This window comes from Mesorhizobium sp. ESP-6-4 (genome assembly GCF_020164735.1).
Lineage (GTDB): Bacteria > Pseudomonadota > Alphaproteobacteria > Rhizobiales > Rhizobiaceae > Mesorhizobium.
In genome coordinates this window covers 248,388-268,974 of the sequence record NZ_JAIUGS010000004.1, presented here as the reverse complement: position 1 = coordinate 268,974, position 20,587 = coordinate 248,388, and the positions used below count along the sequence as shown (strand labels likewise).

Annotated in this window: 16 protein-coding genes; 9 read left to right on the top strand and 7 right to left on the bottom strand. The window is 63.7% G+C overall.

Features of this window, described 5'->3' with window-relative positions; genetic code table 11:
* Positions 1-83: 83 nt before the first annotated feature.
* The gene (locus LB523_RS10890) at positions 84-1,982 is read right to left on the bottom strand and encodes an adenylate/guanylate cyclase domain-containing protein (RefSeq protein ID WP_224551605.1); all 1,899 of its coding nucleotides are present in this window, start codon (positions 1,980-1,982) and stop codon (positions 84-86) included.
* A 221-nt stretch (positions 1,983-2,203) separates the two neighbouring features.
* Here LB523_RS10890 and glmU point away from each other — a divergent pair, with 221 nt between their 5' ends.
* Complete coding sequence (gene glmU, locus LB523_RS10885; RefSeq protein ID WP_224602656.1) at positions 2,204-3,574, top strand: bifunctional UDP-N-acetylglucosamine diphosphorylase/glucosamine-1-phosphate N-acetyltransferase GlmU; 1,371 nt, start codon at positions 2,204-2,206, stop codon at positions 3,572-3,574.
* Positions 3,575-3,578: 4 nt separating this feature from the next.
* Here the strand turns inward: glmU and LB523_RS10880 are convergent, their stop codons facing one another.
* Complete coding sequence (locus LB523_RS10880; protein ID WP_318011954.1) at positions 3,579-3,875, bottom strand: hypothetical protein; 297 nt, start codon at positions 3,873-3,875, stop codon at positions 3,579-3,581.
* 403 nt (positions 3,876-4,278) lie between these two features.
* Here LB523_RS10880 and glmS point away from each other — a divergent pair, with 403 nt between their 5' ends.
* Both glmS and LB523_RS10870 read left to right on the top strand, forming a co-directional pair.
* Positions 4,279-6,102, top strand: a complete 1,824-nt coding sequence (gene glmS / locus LB523_RS10875; RefSeq protein WP_095765116.1) for a glutamine--fructose-6-phosphate transaminase (isomerizing) — start codon at positions 4,279-4,281, stop codon at positions 6,100-6,102.
* A gap of 116 nt (positions 6,103-6,218) precedes the next feature.
* Positions 6,219-6,974, top strand: a complete 756-nt coding sequence (locus LB523_RS10870) for a DUF502 domain-containing protein (RefSeq protein ID WP_224602655.1) — start codon at positions 6,219-6,221, stop codon at positions 6,972-6,974.
* Here LB523_RS10870 and recG read toward each other — a convergent pair.
* Positions 6,926-9,034: an ATP-dependent DNA helicase RecG gene (gene recG / locus LB523_RS10865; RefSeq protein WP_224602654.1), complete on the bottom strand. Its 2,109-nt coding sequence runs from the start codon at positions 9,032-9,034 to the stop codon at positions 6,926-6,928. The genes LB523_RS10870 and recG overlap by 49 nt on opposite strands.
* 93 nt (positions 9,035-9,127) lie before the next feature.
* Between recG and LB523_RS10860 the strand changes: the two genes are divergently transcribed.
* The 3 genes from LB523_RS10860 (at position 9,128) to LB523_RS10850 (ending at position 14,512) form a co-directional block, all read left to right on the top strand.
* A complete protein-coding gene (locus tag LB523_RS10860; protein WP_140840305.1) occupies positions 9,128-9,415 on the top strand; it encodes a succinate dehydrogenase assembly factor 2 in 288 nt (95 codons plus the stop codon).
* Positions 9,416-9,428: 13 nt separating this feature from the next.
* Positions 9,429-12,926, top strand: a complete 3,498-nt coding sequence (gene mfd, locus LB523_RS10855) for a transcription-repair coupling factor (protein WP_224602652.1) — start codon at positions 9,429-9,431, stop codon at positions 12,924-12,926.
* Between the two features lie 212 nt (positions 12,927-13,138).
* On the top strand, positions 13,139-14,512 hold the full coding sequence (locus LB523_RS10850) for a class II 3-deoxy-7-phosphoheptulonate synthase (protein WP_224602650.1): 1,374 nt from the start codon (positions 13,139-13,141) through the stop codon (positions 14,510-14,512).
* Between the two features lie 90 nt (positions 14,513-14,602).
* Here the strand turns inward: LB523_RS10850 and LB523_RS10845 are convergent, their stop codons facing one another.
* A complete protein-coding gene (locus LB523_RS10845) occupies positions 14,603-16,183 on the bottom strand; it encodes an ArnT family glycosyltransferase (RefSeq protein WP_224602648.1) in 1,581 nt (526 codons plus the stop codon).
* 192 nt (positions 16,184-16,375) lie between these two features.
* Here LB523_RS10845 and LB523_RS10840 point away from each other — a divergent pair, with 192 nt between their 5' ends.
* Positions 16,376-17,080, top strand: a complete 705-nt coding sequence (locus tag LB523_RS10840; protein WP_095765123.1) for a hypothetical protein — start codon at positions 16,376-16,378, stop codon at positions 17,078-17,080.
* 82 nt (positions 17,081-17,162) lie between these two features.
* Here LB523_RS10840 and LB523_RS10835 read toward each other — a convergent pair whose 3' ends face one another.
* From LB523_RS10835 to LB523_RS10825, 3 genes are all read right to left on the bottom strand, one after another.
* A complete protein-coding gene (locus LB523_RS10835) occupies positions 17,163-17,930 on the bottom strand; it encodes an RES family NAD+ phosphorylase (protein WP_224602646.1) in 768 nt (255 codons plus the stop codon).
* Complete coding sequence (locus LB523_RS10830; protein ID WP_140840295.1) at positions 17,890-18,267, bottom strand: antitoxin Xre/MbcA/ParS toxin-binding domain-containing protein; 378 nt, start codon at positions 18,265-18,267, stop codon at positions 17,890-17,892. Before LB523_RS10830 ends, LB523_RS10835 begins: the two co-directional genes overlap by 41 nt.
* A 63-nt stretch (positions 18,268-18,330) precedes the next feature.
* Positions 18,331-19,401: a GGDEF domain-containing protein gene (locus LB523_RS10825; protein ID WP_224543770.1), complete on the bottom strand. Its 1,071-nt coding sequence runs from the start codon at positions 19,399-19,401 to the stop codon at positions 18,331-18,333.
* Positions 19,402-19,716: 315 nt separating this feature from the next.
* Here LB523_RS10825 and LB523_RS10820 point away from each other — a divergent pair, with 315 nt between their 5' ends.
* Both LB523_RS10820 and LB523_RS10815 read left to right on the top strand, forming a co-directional pair.
* Positions 19,717-20,136: a GFA family protein gene (locus LB523_RS10820; RefSeq protein ID WP_224543771.1), complete on the top strand. Its 420-nt coding sequence runs from the start codon at positions 19,717-19,719 to the stop codon at positions 20,134-20,136.
* A gap of 78 nt (positions 20,137-20,214) precedes the next feature.
* Complete coding sequence (locus LB523_RS10815) at positions 20,215-20,574, top strand: diacylglycerol kinase (RefSeq protein WP_095765126.1); 360 nt, start codon at positions 20,215-20,217, stop codon at positions 20,572-20,574.
* The last annotated feature ends 13 nt before the right edge of the window (positions 20,575-20,587 follow it).

Sequence of the window (20,587 nt, the reverse complement as noted above, 5' to 3'; positions counted from 1 at the left end):
TGGAGACCTGGGGCGACCACTATGTTCAGACAACCCATCGAGTCACCTGCTCCGCCGTCTCACCGGAATTTCCGCCGCGACGATCACTCCGGCACGCCGGAGATGCCCAGCGCCTCGACGTAACGCTCGCCGAACACCTTGTCCTGCCATGGGTTGATCTGTCTCTGCAGGGTGAGCGTGTAGGTCGGGAACGCCTCCATCAGCCGCCGCGCCGCCGCCCGCGCCTCCTCCAGCCGGTTGAGTTTGACCAGCGCCATAATCACCACCCGGTGCGAGGAGCCGTAGTTCGGCATCTCCTGCAGCGCGCGTTCTCCCCATGCCAGCGCTTCCTCGTAGCGCTCGAGCATCAGGTAGCTCATCCCGATGCCCGAGAGCGCGATGCCCTTCTCGGGGTCGACCGGGCTCAGCCGCATTGCCCTGTGAAAGTGCTCGATCGCGACGAGCGGGCGGCCGGAATGTGCGTTGACCCAACCGCAGCTCGTATGGCCCTGCGCCGAATTGGGATTGAGCAGCAGGGATCGTTCGATCGTGGCCAGCGCCATCTCGTAGTCCTTCGCGCTGTAGGCGATCACCTGCGCGGCGAAGCGCAGGCTCGTGGGGTCGTCGCGCGCTTCCGCCAGTACCTCGCGCGCCATGCGCGTGGCGACCCGGGTATCCTCGGGCTCGTGCCAGCACTGGCTCACGGATATGCTGCGGATATAGGCGCCGAGTGCCTTCGCCAAGTTGAAGCCGGGGTCGATGCTAAGCGCCTCGTTGGTGAGCCGACGCACGTCGGCAAAGCCTTCGCGCGTCATGCTGTAGAAGCGCGGCAGCGCGCGAAGGTAGAGGTCGTAGGCGCTCATGTAGTCGGTCGGCTTCATGCGCGCCTGCTTGATTTCCTCCAGCCGGATGCTCGGCTCGACAGCGCCGACGACGCTCTCGGTCACCTTGTCCTGCAGGTCGAAGATGTCGCACATATCGCCCTCGAAGCGGTCGGCCCAGACATGGTGCCCGCTGATCGCGTCCACCAACTGCCCACTGATACGCACCCGCGATCCTGCCCTGCGGATGCTGCCTTCGAGCACGTAGCGGACGCCCAGCTCGCGCCCGACCTGGCGCAGGTCCACCGCCCGGCCCTTGTAGGTGAAGGACGAGTTGCGGGCGATCACGAAGAAGGAGTTCACTCGGCTCAATCCCGTGATGATGTCCTCCACCAGCCCGTCGGCGAAGTATTCCTGATCGGGGTCGCCGCTCATGTTGGTGAAAGGCAGAACCGCGATCGAGGGTTTCTCGGGCAGGGGAGGCGGGGCAGCGCTGGCGTCGGACTCGACGCGGTAGGCGCGCACGGGCCGCTCGATGTTCTTGAGGCGCAGCTCGCCGAGCGGCGTGAAGCCGCAGTCGAGCTTGCCCTGAAGGTGGTCGTAGGCGGTGCCCGAGACGACAACGGTGCCGGGATCGGCGACGCTTTCGAGGCGGGCGGCGATGTTGACCCCGTCGCCGTAGAGGTCGCCGTCCTCCTCGCAAACCACGTCGCCGAGATTGACGCCGATGCGGAAGCGAATCCTCTCTTCCTCGGGGGTCTCCGCCTCGCGTTCTGCCAGGGTCCGCTGGATCGCCATCGCCGAGGTCACCGCGTTGACGACGCTCGCGAATTCGCACAGCATGCCGTCGCCGGTGAGCTTGACGATCCGACCCTGATGCTCGGAGACCAGCGGTTCGAGGAGGTCCTTGCGGTAGATCTTCAGCCGCTCGAGCGTGCAGCGCTCGTCGCGCTCCATCAGGCGCGAATAACCGACCACGTCGCAAGCCAGGATCGCAGCGAGGTGGCGCCGCACGGTCATCGCACCGCTCGGCCAAGCGCCTGCACGCGTGCCGCTCCGCGTCCATGTCCCGCCAACTTCCAGACGCGCCACGCGCATGGTATCCATCTCTCCCAGTCTCCGCCCGTCGCCGATGTGGAACGGAAAACGCAGCTCGACCTTGCCTTCACGAGATTTCGCCATCCCGCTTGCGACGCAGCACCCCCAGCAGGCCGGGGATATTTCCTGACCTGTGTAACCGGCTGACGCCACCGTGGCGGTGCTTTTGTATCGGGCATCACACCCGACGTTCGTACTTGGAGACTTGGCTTTGCCATCTCACCGGAATTTAACCGCATTGGTGCAGCATGGCCTGCGCTGTTAACATGCGTTGATTCAAACCTTTTTCATACGGTCGCCCATCCATGAGCCAGAGAACCTGCCTGTCCGTCATCCTCGCCGCCGGCGAAGGCACGCGCATGAAAAGCGCGATGCCCAAGGTGCTGCATGCCATTGCCGGCCTGCCGATGGTGGCGCATGTCGTGAAAGCCGCTGAGGCTGCCGGCGCGACCGGTGTGGCGCTGGTGATCGGCCACGGCGCAGACGAGATGCGCAAGGCGGTGCAGAAATTCGCGCCGAAGGCGGAGACCTTCGTGCAGGAGAAGCGGCTCGGCACCGGGCATGCGGTCCTTGCCGCGCGCGAAGCGATATCAAAGGGCTATGACGATATTCTCGTGATGTTCGGCGACACGCCGCTAATCGATGCGCAGGCGCTGGCCGCCGCGCGGCAGAAGCTGGCAGAGGGTGCCGCCGTCGCGGTCATCGGCTTCCGTCCGCCAAGCCCGACCGGCTACGGCCGGTTGATCGAAAAGGACGGTCATCTCATCGCCATCCGCGAGGAGAAGGACTGCTCGGAGGAAGAGAAAAAGATCGGCTTCTGCAATGCCGGCATGATGGCGGTGGCGGGCAAGCATGCGCTGCGGCTGCTCGACAAGGTCGGCAACAACAACGCCAAGGGCGAATTTTATCTCACCGACATCGTCGAGATCGCCGGCGCGGAAGGGCTCGACGTGGTAGCGACGGAAGCGAGTTTCGAAAGCGCGCTCGGCATCAACAACCGGGCCGAACTCGCCGAGGCGGAAGCCATCTGGCAGACGCGCCGGCGGCGCGAGGCGATGCTGTCCGGAGTTACGCTGATCGCGCCCGAAACCGTCTATTTCTCGCACGATACCGAGATCGGCACCGATACGATCGTCGAGCCGAATGTCTGGTTCGGGCCGGGCGTCAAGATCGCATCGGGCGCCAAGATCCATGCTTTCAGCCATATCGAGGGCGCAACGATCGCCTCAAATTGCGATGTCGGGCCGTTCGCCCGGCTGCGGCCCGGCGCGGATCTTCGAAACAAGGCAAAGGTCGGCAATTTCTGCGAGGTCAAGCAGGCGACGATCGAAGAGGGCGCCAAGGTCAACCACCTGACCTATATCGGCGATGCGCGCGTGGGTGCAGCAGCCAATATCGGCGCCGGCACCATCACCTGCAATTATGACGGCTACTCGAAATTCTTCACCGACATCGGCGAGGGGGCCTTTGTCGGTTCGAATTCCTCGCTGGTGGCGCCGGTCTCGATCGGCAAAGGCGGCTATATCGCCTCCGGCAGTGTGATCACCGAGAGCGTGCCCGACGACGCGCTGGCCTTCGGCCGCGCCCGCCAGAAGACGATTCCCGGCAAGGGCAAGGAGTTGCGCGAGCGCTTCGCCTCGGCCGCCGCGGCGAAGAAGAAGGCTGCGGCGGAATAGGGTTTCAGGTGGTGCTTTCGGCGATTTTGCCGAAAGCAGCCGTTACCACGATCTCGCCGACGATTGCCTTGTTGAATTGAGGCAGGTCTTCGGCGGGTATCCAATATTCGAGGTGCGCCCTGCTGCCGGCGTGCTCGACGCGATAGCCGTCGAGGAAGCTTTTCAGGACCTCAAACCGCGTGACGAAGCCGGAACCGCTCGCCTGCACGTTCCAGTCGCGGGCGATCTGGACAGCGTAGGCTTCAGTGAGCACCGGATAGAAAATCGGCTGATCGGGCAGGCGCGGCGGAAATTCGCGCATGCCCAAAGCCTTGATCAGCGTCAACTCCTGCGGTCGATCGGCCGCCACAGCGTTACGGTATGCGTCGCTTTGCTCATTGGTCGAATAAACTGCCCAATTCGAGCCGAGGCAAGGCCCCAAGGAGCGTTCGCCATACGGGCCTTTGCCAACTGTGGCGTGGTGTTCGTCGTTCGAACGATGACATGCTCCGGCCTCAAATGTTTACATGGTGATGAACACCGCCAAACCGTCTAAGCGACAAGACGAGCGTTTGCGGTAACCGGATTGCAAGGGCGATCTGAGAATGTCCAATCGTACAAAACCGTTCCCGGTGACATGGAACGAAACGCAAAGTGACTTTTACGGCAGGCCGGCAATCCATAGATAGCGCTGGGTTTTCTGCTTGGAATCGGGGGCAATCGCCATGTGCGGTATCGTTGGAATCGTTGGCCGAAGCCAAGTCGCGCCGCTCATCGTCGATGCGCTGAAGCGGCTTGAATATCGCGGCTACGACTCGGCCGGGGTCGCCACCATCGAAAGGGGCGAGCTCGGCCGCCGCCGCGCCGAGGGCAAGCTGGTCAATCTCGAACGCCGGCTGAAGGACGAGCCGCTGGACGGCACGATCGGCATCGGCCACACACGCTGGGCGACGCATGGCGTGCCGAACGAGACCAATGCGCATCCGCATTTTTCCGAGGGCGTCGCCATTGTCCACAACGGCATTATCGAGAATTTCGCCGAGCTGCGCGACGAACTCACCCGCGACGGCTACTCTTTCTCTTCGCAGACCGACACCGAGGTCGTCGCGCATCTGGTGGCGCGCGAGCTCGCCAAGGGGCTGAAGCCGGTGGAAGCCGCGCATGCGGCGCTGAAGCGGCTTTCCGGCGCCTTTGCCCTGGCAATCATGTTCAAGGGCGACGAGGACCTGATCGTCGGCGCCCGCAACGGACCGCCTTTGGCCGTCGGCCATGGCGAGGGCGAGATGTTTTTGGGCTCCGACGCCATTGCGCTGGCGCCTTTCACCAATGCGGTCACCTATCTCGAAGACGGCGACTGGGCGGTCGTGCGTCGCGAAAGCGTGACCATCTACGACATCGACGGCAGACAGGTCGACCGCAAGCGCCAGCAGTCACTGTCGACCAGCTTCATGGTCGACAAGGGAAACCGCCGCCATTTCATGGAAAAGGAAATCCATGAGCAGCCGGAGGTGATCTCACACACGCTGGCGCATTACTTGGATTTCGCATCGGGGGTGTCGAAGCCACTCGACCTGCCCTTCGACTTCGCCAAGATCGGCCGCCTGGCGCTTTCGGCCTGCGGCACCGCCTATCTCGCCGGGCTGATCAGCAAATACTGGTTCGAGCGCTATGCACGGCTGCCGATCGACATCGATGTCGCCTCCGAGTTCCGCTATCGCGAGATGCCGCTTTCGGCCAATGACGCGGCGTTCTTCATCTCGCAGTCGGGCGAGACTGCCGACACGCTTGCGTCGCTGCGCTATTGCCGCAAGGCCGGCATGAAAATCGGCGCTGTCGTCAATGTGCGCGAATCGACCATGGCGCGCGAATCCGACGTCGTGCTGCCGACGCTGGCCGGGCCGGAGATCGGCGTCGCCTCGACCAAGGCTTTCACCTGCCAGCTGTCCGTCTTGGCTGCGCTCGCGGTCCGCGCGGGCGTGGCGCGCGGCACGATCTCGCGCGATGAGGAAAAGCAGCTGGTGCGCGAGCTTTCCGAGGCGCCGCGCTATGCCACCCGGGTGCTGAAGCTTGACGAGCAGATCGAGCGCATCTCGCGCGAGCTGTCGCGCTACAAGGACGTGCTCTATCTCGGCCGCGACACCAATTTTCCGCTGGCCATGGAAGGCGCGCTGAAGCTCAAGGAAATCTCCTACATCCACGCCGAAGGCTATGCCGGCGGCGAGCTGAAGCACGGGCCGATCGCGCTGATCGACGAGAACATGCCGGTGATCGTCATTGCGCCGCATGACCGTATCTTCGAAAAGACCGTGTCGAACATGCAGGAAGTGGCGGCGCGCGGCGGCAAGATCATCCTGATCACCGACAAGAAGGGCGCGGCGCAGGCCGGCATCAAGACGATGGAGACGATCATCCTGCCCGAAGTGCCGGAGATCATCTCGCCGATCATCTACGCGCTGCCGATCCAGATGCTGGCCTATTTCACCGCCGTCTTCATGGGCACCGACGTCGACCAGCCGCGCAATCTGGCGAAATCGGTGACCGTGGAGTAGGTCGCGCCGTGCCGCTGGATACAGCGGCCTGACGATCGCTCTTTAAAAACTTCGCAGTTCCAAACCGGCTCGCGGTTCACTAATCTCAGCGTTGCAACCTGCGCCGCGGTGAACCCATGTCCGACGCCCTGAAGACCTCTGGCATGACCCGGCTAAGGAATTATTTCCTGACCGGCTTCATCGTCTGCGCGCCGCTGGCGATCACGGTCTATATCGCCTGGTCGCTTATCGGCTGGGTCGATTCCTGGGTAAAACCCTATATTCCAGCCCGCTACAATCCCGATACCTATCTGCCGTTCCCGGTTCCGGGCTTCGGGCTGATCGTGGCGCTGGTGCTGATCACGCTGATCGGTTTCCTGACGGCGAACATCGTCGGCCGCGCCATTGTCAATTTCGGCGAGCGGCTGCTTGGCCGCATGCCGCTGGTGCGTGGCATCTATGGCTCGCTGAAGCAGATTTTCGAGACGGTGCTGTCGAACAAGGGCGACATGTTCCGCCAGGTCGGGTTGGTCGAATATCCGAGAAAGGGCGTCTGGTCGCTGGTCTTCGTCGCCAGCGACAAGGAAACCGAGATCAACCAGAAGCTCGATCAGGAAGGCGATCCGCTGATTGCGGTGTTCATGCCCTGCACGCCCAATCCGACCACCGGTTTCCTGATGTATGTGCACAAATCCGAGATCGTGCCGCTCGACATGTCGATCGAGGACGGCGCCAAGCTGATCGTTTCGGCCGGCATGGTGGCGCCGGAGGTCAAGGCCAAGCTGGTGACGCTGAACGGCGAGCCCGTCGAAGGCGGCCTCGCCAACCCGGCGATTGGCGCCGCTCAGCCGGCGCGCAGCAGCCGCACCGCCTCATCGCGGCCGAACAGATAAAGCAGCAGCCGCAGCGCCCCGCCGCGTTCGGACTGCAATTCCGGGTCGCGCGACAGGATCAGGCGTGCGTCGTCGCGCGCGGCTTCGAGCAGATCGGCATGGAGTTCGAGGCGCGCCACCTGGAAGCCTGGTGTGCCGGACTGGCGGGTGCCCAGCAACTCACCTTCGCCGCGCAGTTTCAGGTCCTCCTCGGCGATCTTGAAGCCGTCCTCTGTCTCGCGCATCACCGAGAGCCGGCGTTTGGCCGTCTCGCCGAGCGGCTCCTTGTAGAGCAGGACGCAGGATGACGGCTTGTCGCCGCGCCCGACCCGGCCGCGCAACTGGTGCAACTGGGCAAGGCCGAAGCGTTCGGCATGCTCGATCACCATGATCGTGGCGTCGGGCACGTCGACGCCGACCTCGATCACGGTGGTGGCGATGAGGATGCGCGTTTCTCCCTGCTTAAAGGCGCGCATCGCCTCGTCCTTTTCCGCACCCTTCATGCGGCCGTGCACGAGACCGATCCGGTCGCCGAAGAGCGGTTTCAGCGAAGCAAAGCGGTCCTCCGCCGACATCAGCTTGATCTCTTCGGATTCCTCGACCAGCGGGCAGATCCAGTAGATTTTCTGGCCATCGGCGACGGCATCGAGCATGCGTCCGACCAGTTCATCCAGCCGCTCCATCGGCAAGGTGACGGTGCGGATCGGCTGCCGGCCGGCCGGTTTTTCGGTGAGCTTCGAGACGTCCATGTCGCCGAAGGCGGTCAGCACCAGCGTGCGCGGGATGGGCGTTGCCGTCATCACCAGCATATCGGGCGCATCGCCCTTGGCGGTGATGGCGAGACGCTGATGAACGCCGAAGCGGTGCTGCTCGTCGACGACGGCAAGCACCAAGTCGTGGAACGTCACGCTTTCCTGGAACAGCGCATGCGTGCCGACGACGATGTCGATCGCGCCGCCGGCAAGACCTGCAAGCGTCTCCGTGCGTTCGCGGCCCTTCTCGCGCCCGGTCAGGATAGCGAGGCGCAGGCCGGCTTTTTCCGCCAGCGGTGCGATCGTCGCCAGATGCTGGCGCGCCAGGATCTCGGTCGGCGCCATCAGGGCCGCCTGGCCGCCGGCCTCGACCGCGCGCGCCATGGCGAGCAGCGCCACCACCGTCTTGCCTGAGCCGACATCGCCCTGCAGCAGGCGCAGCATGCGCTCGGCATCGGCGAGGTCTGCGTTGATTTCGCCGAGCGCGAATTCCTGGCTGGTGGTGAGCTTGTAGGGCAGGGCAGCTCGCAATTTCTCGACGATGCTGCCGTCGCCGGTAAGCGGCCGACCCGAGAGACGGCGGATTCTGGAACGGACCAGCGCCAGCGAAACCTGCCCGGCGAGCAATTCATCGTAAGCAAGACGGCGCCAGGCCGAACCTTCGACGGCAACGTCGATCGGATCCTTCGGATTATGAATGCGGGCGAGCGCGTCGCCGAAGATCGGGAAGGTGTGGCGGCGCATAAAGGCGTCGTCCTGCCACTCCGGCAGTTCTGGCAGGCGGCCAAGCGCCTGTCCGATGGCGCGGCGCAGCACCTTTGCCGAGAGGCCGGCGGTGAGCGGATAGACCGGCTCGACCAACGGTAGGCCCTCGGCCTCGTCGATCGGCGCGATGTGGTCGGGATGGACCATCGTCGGGCGGCCGTTGAACCACTCCATGCGGCCCGAGATCACCACACGCTCGCCCTCAGGAAGCATTTTCTGCAAATAGGCGGCATGGGCATGGAAGAAGGTCAGTGCGACCTCGCCGGTGTCGTCATGGGCGTAAACCCTGTACGGCACCGACCTGTTGCCGCGCGGCGGCGGCTGATGGCGGTCGACGCGCACCTCGAGCGTGACGATCTGGCCCTCGGCCGACAGCGCGATGCCAGGCCGGTTGCGGCGGTCGATGACGGTGTTGGGCAGCACGAACAGAAGGTCGGCCGCGCGCGCAGCGCGATCGCCGAGGTCGGCCGGCACGACACGCTCGATCAGCAATCCGACCTTCGGGCCGACGCCAGCAAGCGAAGTGATCGGAACGAACAAGGGATCGAGGACGGTGGGACGCATCGTGTCAGCTTATGTCGCGACGAGGGCAGCGCAAAGGCTGACACCGCTCTCTATCCACGCTATATGCGCCGCTTTGGACAGGGATGCGGCGCCATGACCGGAACACAGCGATCAAGCGAGGGGTTGGACGCGCGCCGCCGCAAGCTCCTGTTCCGCTCCTGGCATCGCGGCATGCGCGAGATGGACCTGATCCTCGGTTCCTTCGCCGACGCCGAGATCGGCGCCTTGACCGGCGATGAAATCGACCAATATGAGAGACTTCTCGAAATTCCCGACACCGAATTTTTCCCGATGGTCACCGGCGAGCGCCCAGTTTCGCCCGATATCGACTGCGCGGTTCTGCGGAAGATCCTGGCGTCGCGTCGGACCATGACATTTTGAAAAACGCATATCCATGACCCTCATTCCTTCCATTGGCCTGCCCAAGGGCCGCGCCGGCCAGTTCATCGTCGACGGCGTCGCCGACGGCTACGAAGCCTTCGCCCTGGTGCGGACGGCGCAGGAGATCGCGCCCGACAAGCCGCTGCTGTTCGTCGCGCGCGACGGCCAGCGGCTGCCGGCGATCATCGAGGCGCTCGCCTTTGCCGCGCCCGGCCTACCGGTGCTGGAGCTGCCGGCCTGGGACTGCCTGCCTTACGACCGCGTTTCGCCCGGCGCAGATGCCGCGGCGCGTCGGCTCGACGCGCTTTCGGCCATGATCGCGCTGGCCAAGAAACCGCATCGCGCGGTGATCCTCACCACCGCCAATGCGTTGCTGCAGCGCATCCCGCCGGCCGAGCTGATCGAAGCTCAGACTTTCCACGCCAAGCCCGGCAACCAGATCGACATGAATGCGTTGATCGCGCGGCTGGAGACCTCCGGCTTCGAGCGCGTGCCGACCGTTCGCGGGCTTGGTGAATTCGCGGTGCGCGGCGGCATCCTCGACCTTTTCGCGCCCGGCTGGAGCGAGGCGCTCAGGCTCGACTTCTTCGGCGACACGCTGGAATCGATCCGCGTCTTCGACGTCGCGACGCAGCGCACCACCGGGCAGCGCAAGTCGATGTCGCTGCAAGCGATGAGCGAGGTGGCGCTGACACCGGAAACGATCAGCCGCTTTCGCCGGTCCTATATCGAGGCCTTCGGCGCGCCGTCGCGCGACGACGCGCTCTACGCGGCGGTCAGCGAAGGCCGCCGCTTCGCCGGCATGGAGCACTGGCTGCCCTTCTTCTACGAGCGGCTGGAGACCGTGTTCGACTATCTGCCGGACGCGCCCGTCGTGTTCGACCATCTGGCACATGAGGCCTTGGCCGAGCGCCACACGCTGATCCTCGACCATTACGAGGCGCGGCGGAAGCAGGCCGACAGCGCGCTCAAGGATGCCGTACCTTACAAGCCGGTGGCGCCGGATCTGCTGTATCTCTCGCCCGAAAACCTCAAGGCGTCGCTCGGACCGCGCGAGGACATAGACTTCACCGTCTTCGACGCCCCCGACGTCGGCGGCAAAAAAGTCTTCCATGGCGGCTCGCGGCAAGGCCGCAGCTTTGCCGAGGAGCGCGCCGATCCCAACATCAACGTCTTCGACGTCGTCGTGAAGCACATTGCCGACGAGCGCGCGGCGCGTCGCCGCGTCGTCGTCGCCGGCTGGACTGAAGGCTCGCTCGACCGGCTCGGGCAAATTCTCGCGGAGCACCATCTCAGTAATCTGAAACCTGTCGCGACGCTGGCCGAGGTCGAAAAGCTAGAGCCGGGGCAGGCGGGCCTTGCCGTGCTGCCGCTCGAATCCGGCTTTGAGACCGACGATCTGGTCGTCGTCGCCGAGCAGGACATCCTCGGCGACAGGCTCATTCGGCGTTCCAAGCGCAAGAAGAAGGCCTCCGATTTCATAGCCGAAGCCTCGTCGCTGTCGGCAGGCGACATCGTCGTCCATGCCGACCATGGCATAGGCCGCTTCATCGGCTTGCGCACCATCGAAGCGCTCGGCGCGCCGCATGACTGTCTCGAAATCCACTACGCCGGCGACGATCGCCTGTTCCTGCCGGTGGAAAACATCGAGCTTCTGTCGCGCTATGGCTCGGATTCGGCTGAGGCGACGCTCGACAAGCTGGGCGGCGGCGCCTGGCAGGCGCGCAAGGCACGGCTGAAGCGGCGTCTGCTCGATATGGCCGGGCAATTGATCCGCATCGCCGCCGAGCGGCAGATGCGTGCAGCGCCCTCCATGATCCCGGCGGAAGGGCTTTATGGCGAGTTCGCCGCCCGTTTCCCCTATGAGGAGACCGACGACCAGCAGACGGCGATCGATTCCGTCCTGGATGATCTCGGCGCCGGCAAACCGATGGACCGGCTGATCTGCGGCGACGTCGGTTTCGGCAAGACGGAAGTTGCGTTGCGCGCCGCCTTCATAGCGGCCATGGAGGGGTTCCAGGTCGCGGTCGTGGTGCCGACGACGTTGTTGTCGCGGCAGCACTTCAAAACCTTCTCGCAGCGCTTTTCGGGCCTGCCGATCCGCATTGCGCAGGCGTCGCGCCTGGTTGGTTCAAAAGAATTGGCGGAGACCAAGAAGGGCATCGCCGAAGGCACGGTCGACATCGTCGTCGGCACGCACGCGCTGCTTGGCAGCTCGATCTCGTTCAAGCGCCTCGGCCTGCTGATCATCGACGAGGAGCAACATTTCGGCGTCAAGCACAAGGAGCGGCTGAAGGATCTCAAGTCCGACGTGCATGTGCTGACGCTGTCGGCGACGCCGATCCCGCGCACGCTGCAACTGGCGCTGACCGGCGTTCGCGAGCTCTCGCTGATCGCCACGCCGCCGGTCGACCGCATGGCGGTGCGCACCTTCATCTCACCCTTCGATCCGCTGGTCATCCGCGAGACACTGCTGCGCGAACGCTATCGCGGCGGCCATTCCTTCTATGTCGTGCCGCGTATTAGCGACCTGGCCGAAATCCAGGATTTCCTGAGGGAATCCGTGCCGGAGCTGAAAGTGGCGGTGGCGCATGGCCAGATGCCGCCGGGCGAGCTCGACGACATCATGAACGCTTTCTACGACGGTCAGTATGACGTGCTCCTGTCGACCACCATCGTCGAATCCGGGCTCGATATCCCGACCGCAAACACGCTGATCATCCATCGCGCCGACATGTTCGGCCTCGCGCAGCTTTATCAGTTGCGCGGCCGCGTCGGCCGTTCGAAGGTGCGCGCCTATGCGCTGTTCACGCTGCCGGCGAACCGCAAGCTCACCGATACGGCCGAGCGCAGGCTGAAGGTGCTGCAGTCGCTCGACACACTCGGCGCAGGGTTCCAGCTCGCCAGCCACGACCTCGACATCCGTGGCGCCGGCAATCTTCTGGGCGAAGAGCAGTCCGGCCATATCAAGGAGGTCGGCTTCGAGCTCTACCAGCAGATGCTGGAAGAGGCGGTGGCCGAGGTGAAGGATACCGGCGAGGCGCAGGACGGCGGCTGGTCGCCGCAGATCGCCGTCGGCACCGCCGTGATGATCCCGGAAAGCTATGTGCCCGACCTGCAGCTCCGCATGGCGCTCTACCGACGCCTTGGCGACCTCGAAACCACCGAGGAGATCGACGGCTTCGGCGCCGAGCTGATCGACCGTTTCGGGCCTTTGCCGGAAGAGGTGACGCACCTGTTGAAGATCGTCTTCATCAAGGCGCTCTGCCGCAAGGCCAATGTCGAGAAGCTCGATGCCGGGCCCAAGGGCGTCGTCATTCATTTCCGCAAGCGCGAGTTCCCCAATCCGGTCGGGCTGGTCAAGTTCATCGGCGAGCAGGGATCGCTGGCCAAGATCAGGGCCGACCATAGCGTCGTTTTCATCCGCGACTGGCCGAACGCGGAGAAGCGGCTCGCCGGCTCGGCCGTGGTGATGACGCAACTGGCGCGGCTCGTCGACAAGGCCGCGTAACGACGTCTACATTGGAAGCCGAGCAGCTCAACGCATTCGCCACCACTGAAAAACCCGGCTAGAATAGGTAATCGGCTTCGTGTAAGGAGCCGCGACCTCGTATCGAGGCTGGAATGGCGGGCAAGCACGCTCGCCGGTTTATTTGACGCAATTCCGGACGGAAAGCCGTTACACTTTCCTGGAGTTGCTCTGGAAGGGCGTTGGGTGCAGCGATGACGAAATGGTCGCCGAATTCGTGGAGAGCAAAGCCGATCAAGCAGGTCCCGGCCTACCCGGATCTTGGGGCTTTGCAAGCCACGGAAGCGCGGCTTGCGACCTATCCGCCGCTGGTCTTTGCCGGCGAGGCGCGTAAGCTGAAGAAGCAGCTGGCGGCGGTCGCCGCCGGCGAAGCCTTCCTGCTCCAGGGCGGTGACTGCGCCGAGAGCTTTGCCGAGCATGGCGCCGACAACATCCGCGACTTCTTCCGCGTCTTCCTGCAGATGTCGGTGGTGCTTACCTTCGCCGGCGCGCAGCCGGTGGTGAAGGTCGGCCGCGTCGCTGGCCAGTTCGCAAAGCCGCGCTCGTCCGACAACGAGACCAAGGCCGGCATGACGCTGCCGAGCTACCGCGGCGACATCATCAACGGTATCGAATTCGACGCCTCCTCGCGCATTCCGGATCCGGCGCGCCAGGAGATGGCGTATCGCCAGTCCGCCGCGACGCTCAACCTTCTGCGCGCCTTCGCGCAGGGTGGCTATGCCAGCCTTGAGAACGTGCATCGCTGGATGCTGGGCTTCGTCGCCGACAGCCCGCAGGGAGAAAAATACGAATCGCTCGCCAACCGCATCACCGAGACGATGGATTTCATGCGCGCGGTGGGCATCACGTCCGAAACCAATTTCGCGCTGCGCGAGACGGATTTCTACACCAGCCACGAGGCGCTGCTGCTCGGCTATGAGGAAGCGCTGACGCGCGTCGATTCGACCTCCGGCGACTGGTACGCGACCTCCGGCCACATGATCTGGATTGGCGATCGCACCCGCCAGCCCGATCACGCGCATATCGAATATTGCCGCGGCATCAAGAATCCGCTCGGCCTGAAATGCGGGCCGTCGCTGACGCCGGACGGCTTGATGGAATTGATCGACCTGCTCAATCCCGAAAACGAGCCGGGCCGTCTGACGCTGATCGCGCGCTTCGGCTCCGACAAGGTCGCCGAGCATCTGCCGAAGCTGGTGCGGGCAGTTAAGAAGGAAGGCCGCAACGTTGTCTGGTCGTCGGATCCGATGCATGGCAACACGATCGAGGCGGCCGGCTACAAGACGCGGCCGTTCGACCGCATCCTCAAGGAAGTGCAGACCTTCTTCGAAGTTCATCGCGCGGAAGGCACGCATCCGGGCGGCATCCATATAGAGATGACCGGCAAGAACGTCACCGAATGCACGGGCGGCGCCCGCGCCATCACGGCGGAAGACCTGCAGGACCGCTATCACACCCATTGCGACCCGCGCCTCAACGCCGATCAGGCGATCGAGCTCGCCTTCCTGGTCTCGGACCTGCTCAAGAAGAGCCATCCGGTCCAGCACAAGCAGGCCGCCAACGCCTGAACAGAGGCTTGACGCCTATCGTCGGAGGCGCTGGCAGCCATGCCGGCGCCTTTTGACGTCGGGCCGATAAACTTCAAGTCGGATCGCGGGTCATTCCGGATCGGGCGGTCCGGGCGGATCGCTCGGGAAACTGGTCCTGCCGGGCGGAATGACGGCAAAGCTGATCTCCAGCGGCGGTGCCTTGAGCGACCAGTCGAACGGCACGGTCTTGACCGGCAGGCCGGCGATCCACGCCTGCTGTTGCGGGGAGAGCCTCCAACCGGTCGGCCATACCAGCAGCAGGCCCTGATCCCGCAGGCGCTGGTCCGTGATCCAGGGGGCAAGGCGCCTGTCGAGCGTCGTGAAAATCGACGGCTGGTCCGCCGCTTCCAACCCGGCAAGCTGAGCCACGCCGTCCTCGCCGCCGACGATGCCCAGTGGTCCTGGTACCGTCTCATGCCAGATCGCTTCGGCCGTCTGCGAGATCGATCGTGCCGGCCAGCACATCGGTTGCAGGCGACCGAGGACGTTGCAACCCGTCCAGCGGGTCATCGCATATGCGCTCGATATGCCGACCACGCATAACAAGGCCAGCACCATCAGCCGCCGCAATTCCACAGGTCCCAGTCGCTGGCCCAGAAGCGCGATCGCCAGGGCGCCGACGAGATTGTACATCGTCGCGCCCCAGGACTCGCCGGTGCCGGTAAAGAGCGAGGCGGCCATGATCAGGAGCGCCGGCCCCAGACCCATCCATGCCAGGTAGACAACCGCGCGGCGCTCGGGGGCGGGGTGGGCCGGTAAGGGGCCCTGTGCGGGGTCGGCCTGCCGTCGCAGCAGGCCGGAAATAGCAAGAACGGCGGGAAGAGCGGCAAGCCCTGCAAGCTGAACGCCGATATAGTAGAGCCGTGCGCGGTTAGCGAGCACCCAGGCGTTGCGATGCTCCGCATAGGTCAGCGGCAGGAAATCGAGGCGGAAAAGCGCAATTGCCAGCGGCGCCGCGAGGCTCAGAAAAACCGCAAGACCGAGCCATGGCCATGGGGTGGCAAGCCGGCTTCGAGCGCGGGCGTCGTACAAAATCCAGATACCACCGAACACCAGTAGCAGAGCCGTCGAGAACTTTGCGTAGAGCCCGATGCCCGAGACGAGGCCGAGGGCGAGCCACCAGCCTGGACGGCCGTCGCGCGCCGAGCGCCACAGCAACCATGAGATTGCGGCCCAGAACGGCATTTGCGCGTAATCATGGTTGAATTGCGGGGTCGGCCAGCCGAAGAAATAGATCGACGGCATCAAGAGCACGGCGGCGATCGCCCGGGTCGGGCCCATGATGTCGCGCGCGAGAAGGTAGACCAGGACGAAAGTCGTCGAGATCATCAACTGCGACAGCATATATTGCGGCCAGCGGAACGAGCCGGTGAGCAGGTGGCTGATCTCGAGCAGCCAGCAGGGGAGTTGCGGGTGCTTGTAGGTCAGCAGCACCCATTCGCGTCCCCACATGAAACCCTCGACGACGTCGCGCGGCGGCCCAACGTTGACGAGCGCGGGCATGACGGTCCAGCAGGCGATCTGGATCAGGCACAAAAGCGCCAGTAACCGCCATGGATGCCGGACCAGACCGTTCCAGATGGAAGACAGATCGTCTTCCGCCGCAGCCGCGGCGGGCCAGACATGCACGGATTCACTGGTTCTCGACATACGGGCCTAAAATCATACCGATGGATTGCTGAACAGTCCGATAGCAAAAGCTTACGAAAAAGTATTCTTCCGCAACATTGTAAAACCAAGATTGCGATGGAACCCGTCGCCGGCGCTTCGGGCAGGACCGGCCGGCCGATCATTGCCGGAGCCCGTCCGTAGCGCCGCGGTTTTAGCAATACAGGTTCCTCTATGCGCCATCAGCATGCCGTCATCCATCACCGGGGCCTCGATTTCTGGTCGGCGCGCGCCGCGGTTCTCGTCGTCATCTGCCTGCAGCTTCTGGTCATCAACAACCTGTCGTTCGGTCCGCGCTGGCTGGCCCCTACAGTGGAGGCGGCGCTGCTGGCGCCCCTGTCGATCGCGACGGCCTGGACGCAAATGGCGACGCGCAACGCCGTCGACCATGAGCATTGGTACGCGATCGGCCGATTGCGCCTCTATATCCGCCGCGCAGCATTGGTGATGACCGGCGTCATCAGCATCATGAATTGCGGGTCGCTGGCCTTCCTGGTGCGGGCGTTGCTGGAAGGGCATGCCGGGGCCGGCACGACGCTGCTCGTCGACGCGCTCAACATCTGGGTCACCAATGTGATTGTCTTTGCGCTGTGGTTCTGGAGCACTGACCGGGGAGGCCCGCCGACCTGCGGGCTGGTCAAGCGCGCGCAGGCAGACTTCCTGTTTCCGCAAATGACGCTACCAGATCGCGAGATACAGGGCTGGCTGCCGGGCTTCGTCGACTATGTCTTCCTGGCTTTTACCAATGCCACGGCGTTCTCGCCGACCGACACCTTGCCGCTCACGCAGCGCGCGAAGCTCCTGATGATGGCCGAAGCGATGATCTCGCTCCTGACCATAGCGCTGGTGGCGGCGCGTGCCGTCAACATCCTGGCCTAAACTGTATCGATATTCAGGAGAGGTCGGCCTGCGAATGACGATCTTCTGCTCGGCTGAATCTCAATACTGCTCATCGCCGATATCAGGTGGCCCGCTCCCAGCGCATGCCGGCCAATCGGGGATCGGCAAAGGCGGTGCGTGAGAATTCCAGCCGCTTGTCCGGGAATTCGCAGATCGCCTGAAGGCCGAAAGAGCCGATTCGGATGCGCCAGGTCTGCGGCTCCAGCGGTTTTGCCTTGGCAAAGCCCTTGCACGTCAACAGCGCGATATTGACGCCCTTGGGATCGCGCACCGAGCGATAGCGGATCGCCTGCAGCTCGGCCTCACGCGCGACATCGGCGATCGCCTGGCAGGCGGTGTAGTCGGTGGGCTGCGTCCAGGCCTGTTCGTCGCGATCGAGCGGCGGCCGTGTCAGGTCGATCGCGCGGTCGCATTTTATCGCGGCGGCGAAGGCGGTGTATTCCGCCGCGTCGCTCGGCCATTGCGTCGCCGGCGACTCCGCAAAAAACAGCAAGCGGTAGAAGGCCATCTCCGCCACCGCCGTCAGCACCGTCTCGGCAGCGTAGTAGACGCCTTTCGTCTTGCCGGCGCGGCGGAAGCGGGAGCCGTACGGATAGACGGAGCCGTAGCGAAAAGGCGTCGCCAACAGATAGTGGAGATGGCGGCACTCAAGCGGGATCCGCGGCTTGGTGTCCTCGATGAGATCCTCAAGCAGCGCCTGCTCGTCGAGCGTGTCGATGAGCTTAAGGGTCGAGACGCGGTGCTGCGCCTCGACCATCCGCCAGTACTTGCCTTCGAGCCGGACGGCCTCAGACGAGAGCGCGCCGGGAGTCCAGGTAGGCAATGACATCGACAAGTCCGGCAATCGTCAGGATTTTTTCGAGCGGCGTGCCGTCGAGCGTGGTGTTGGGATTCTTCAGCCACGCCCGGGCGACTGTCTCGTCGCCGCCGACGATGGCGTCGAGCGAGCGGAACAGGCGCACGAACAGCACCGCCAATTCGAACGGCTTGGTGCCGCGTTCAAGCAGGAATTCCTGCCGGCGCATGCGCGAGACCGTTGCTTCCGACACGCCGATGACCAAGGCAAGCGTCCTGGCGGTGATATCGAGCAGGTCGGCCGCGCGCAGCGTGGCCTTGGTGACGACGGCATTTTCGGCCGCCGTCGCGGCCGCGACTGGACGTTGCATAAGCGCACCCTTTCATTTCTGTGGAAAATATAATCCACAAAAATTCGCCTGGAAAGGGGTGTGTCAGTCTTTCTTGTAAAGCAGCCAGCTTTTGCCAGCCCGGCTGACCGTGGCCGAGTGCTTTGTCACACGGTTGCGGCCGCCGACCTTGGAGCGGTAAAGCGCCTGGTCGGCCTTGGTGTAGAGATCCTCGGGGTTTTCCGCCTCCGAGGCCATGCAGATGCCCATCGATACGGTAACGGTGCCGTAGTTCATGCCGGTCTGGCTGCTGGTGAACGGTGTCTGCTCGATTAGCGCGCGGATGCGCTCGGCGATCTCGTATGTGGCTTCCTCGCTGGCGCCTTCGACGATAAGCGCGAACTCCTCGCCGCCGGTGCGCGCGACAAATATGTCGGCACGCACGCTGGACTGGAAGATCTCGGCGATGATCTGCAGGATCCTGTCGCCGACCGGGTGGCCATAGCGATCGTTTATGTCCTTGAAATGATCGATATCGGCAAGGATCAAGGCGTTGAACAATATGCCGCGGTTGCTGTTGTAGATCCGGGTGATCTCCTTGTCGAAGGCGCGGCGGTTCCACAGCTGCGTAAGCGGGTCGGTGTCGGCGAGCCGCTTGTATTCCTCGAGCTTCGACTTGACGCTTTCAAGCTCGGCTGTCTTTTCGCTGAGCGTGCTGGCGATCTGACGGCCATGGTCGATCGTCGAGCTGGTGGCGGCCGACATCGCGCCTGCGATCTTCTGCAGGAGTTCTTGCGAAAGCAGGCTGCGATTGCTCAGGCCGCTCGAGGTCTCGTCGAGGATGCGGCCATACTTCTCGATATGCGAGCGCTCGCTGCGCAACAGGGCGGCGATGTCCTCGAGCTCCTTGGCGACCACCTCACGGGCGTGCTCGACAATGGCGGGGCCGTGGTGCTGCGGGAAGAAGCTCCGTCCGATGCGGTCGAGATCTTCCTGGGTCGGGCGGTTGCTCAACGAGACGACGGCAAGGCTGAGTTCGCGATTGCTGCTGCTGAGCGCCTCGTAGAAGATTTCATAGTTACGCGGCAGGCCAAGCACGCCGAGCTGTCGCATCGTCGTCACGACGGTGCTGGCGATGTCGGTATTCCTGTCGGTCGGAATGGCTGCCGGCTTCATGTCTGTTCACTGCCCCTTCAGTGCGACCGGAGACCTGCCACCGCCGGCGTTCGCTCACGCGGGGATTTGAATCAGAATTGCGACGGCGCGTCCCCAACACGACCATCGCTTGTGGGAACGATAAATGCAGTCCTGCTAAAGTTTCCTTAATAGCCTGCATTTCCTCATTGTCCTTGCTACCACAGGGTGCAAAGCGGTGCAGGGGCAGCTTCTGAAACGCGTCGCTTCGGTGTCGCATTTGCCGGTGCCCGGTGATCTCAAAACTGGAATTCTATCCGGCAATGAACGGTGCAGACGACGTCGAAGGAGGCCGGAATGGACGACAATCATAGCGGATCGTGCCTGTGCGGGGCGGTGCGTTTCAGAACGAAGGGCCCGCTACGCGGCGTGATTTATTGCCATTGTTCACAATGCCGCAAGCAGAGCGGCCATTTCTACGCCGCAACCAATGTAGCGGACGCCGACATCGTTATCGAAGGCATGGAAAATCTCACCTGGTATGAGGCATCCGACTTCGCCAAGCGTGGCTTTTGCAAGACATGCGGCTCGGTGCTGTTCTGGAAGCCGAAAGGCGATGCATATGTTTCGGTTATGGCTGGTTCATTCGAGGAACCGAGCGGGCTTCGGGGCGAATGCCACATCTTCGTCGGCGACAAGGGCGATTATTATTCGATCGAGGACGGGTTGCCGCAGTTCGAGAAATCGGCGCCGTCGATAAAGGTCGCGGGCGGATGAATTTTGCAGCGGCTGCCTTATTCCCTTGATCCCACCATTGCGATATCCCCTGCCGGTGACTCGCAAAGGGGCAGAGGAATGCAGCGGCTGATCGATGCTTTCATCAATTCAGTGCGGGCCTTCCGCAAGTTGGCCGCCCACGAAAAGGCGTTCCAGCAGGAATTGCTGTTGCTGGCGCTCGCCTTGCCGGCCGGCTGGTTCATCTCGGTTTCCTGGCGCGGCTATGCCCTGCTGATCGGTGCTGTGCTGCTCCTGATCATGGTCGAAGTGCTCAACACCGGCATCGAGGCGGCCTGCGACGCAATCTCGCGCGAATTCCACATCGACATCCAACTTGCGAAGGACTGCGGTTCGCTGGCCGTGCTGATTTCGATCGTGATCGCCGGCGGCGTCTGGGGCATCGCCCTCATCGAACGCCTTGTCGGCGCGCCGATCTGATCCTCGCGGATTG

Excerpts from the sequence above, each read along its gene's own strand:
- LB523_RS10840 (WP_095765123.1), top strand. The coding sequence starts at position 16,376 with ATGCGCCATCAGCATGCCGTCATCCATCACCGGGGCCTCGATTTCTGG.
- LB523_RS10825 (WP_224543770.1), bottom strand. The coding sequence starts at position 19,401 with ATGAAGCCGGCAGCCATTCCGACCGACAGGAATACCGACATCGCCAGC.
- glmS (WP_095765116.1), top strand. The coding sequence starts at position 4,279 with ATGTGCGGTATCGTTGGAATCGTTGGCCGAAGCCAAGTCGCGCCGCTC.
- LB523_RS10820 (WP_224543771.1), top strand. The coding sequence starts at position 19,717 with ATGGACGACAATCATAGCGGATCGTGCCTGTGCGGGGCGGTGCGTTTC.
- mfd (WP_224602652.1), top strand. The coding sequence starts at position 9,429 with ATGACCCTCATTCCTTCCATTGGCCTGCCCAAGGGCCGCGCCGGCCAG.
- LB523_RS10835 (WP_224602646.1), bottom strand. The coding sequence starts at position 17,930 with ATGTCATTGCCTACCTGGACTCCCGGCGCGCTCTCGTCTGAGGCCGTC.
- LB523_RS10890 (WP_224551605.1), bottom strand. The coding sequence starts at position 1,982 with ATGGCGAAATCTCGTGAAGGCAAGGTCGAGCTGCGTTTTCCGTTCCAC.
- glmU (WP_224602656.1), top strand. The coding sequence starts at position 2,204 with ATGAGCCAGAGAACCTGCCTGTCCGTCATCCTCGCCGCCGGCGAAGGC.
- LB523_RS10815 (WP_095765126.1), top strand. The coding sequence starts at position 20,215 with ATGCAGCGGCTGATCGATGCTTTCATCAATTCAGTGCGGGCCTTCCGC.
- LB523_RS10880 (WP_318011954.1), bottom strand. The coding sequence starts at position 3,875 with ATGCGCGAATTTCCGCCGCGCCTGCCCGATCAGCCGATTTTCTATCCG.
- LB523_RS10845 (WP_224602648.1), bottom strand. The coding sequence starts at position 16,183 with ATGTCGAGAACCAGTGAATCCGTGCATGTCTGGCCCGCCGCGGCTGCG.
- LB523_RS10830 (WP_140840295.1), bottom strand. The coding sequence starts at position 18,267 with ATGCAACGTCCAGTCGCGGCCGCGACGGCGGCCGAAAATGCCGTCGTC.
- recG (WP_224602654.1), bottom strand. The coding sequence starts at position 9,034 with ATGCGTCCCACCGTCCTCGATCCCTTGTTCGTTCCGATCACTTCGCTT.
- LB523_RS10870 (WP_224602655.1), top strand. The coding sequence starts at position 6,219 with ATGTCCGACGCCCTGAAGACCTCTGGCATGACCCGGCTAAGGAATTAT.
- LB523_RS10850 (WP_224602650.1), top strand. The coding sequence starts at position 13,139 with ATGACGAAATGGTCGCCGAATTCGTGGAGAGCAAAGCCGATCAAGCAG.
- LB523_RS10860 (WP_140840305.1), top strand. The coding sequence starts at position 9,128 with ATGACCGGAACACAGCGATCAAGCGAGGGGTTGGACGCGCGCCGCCGC.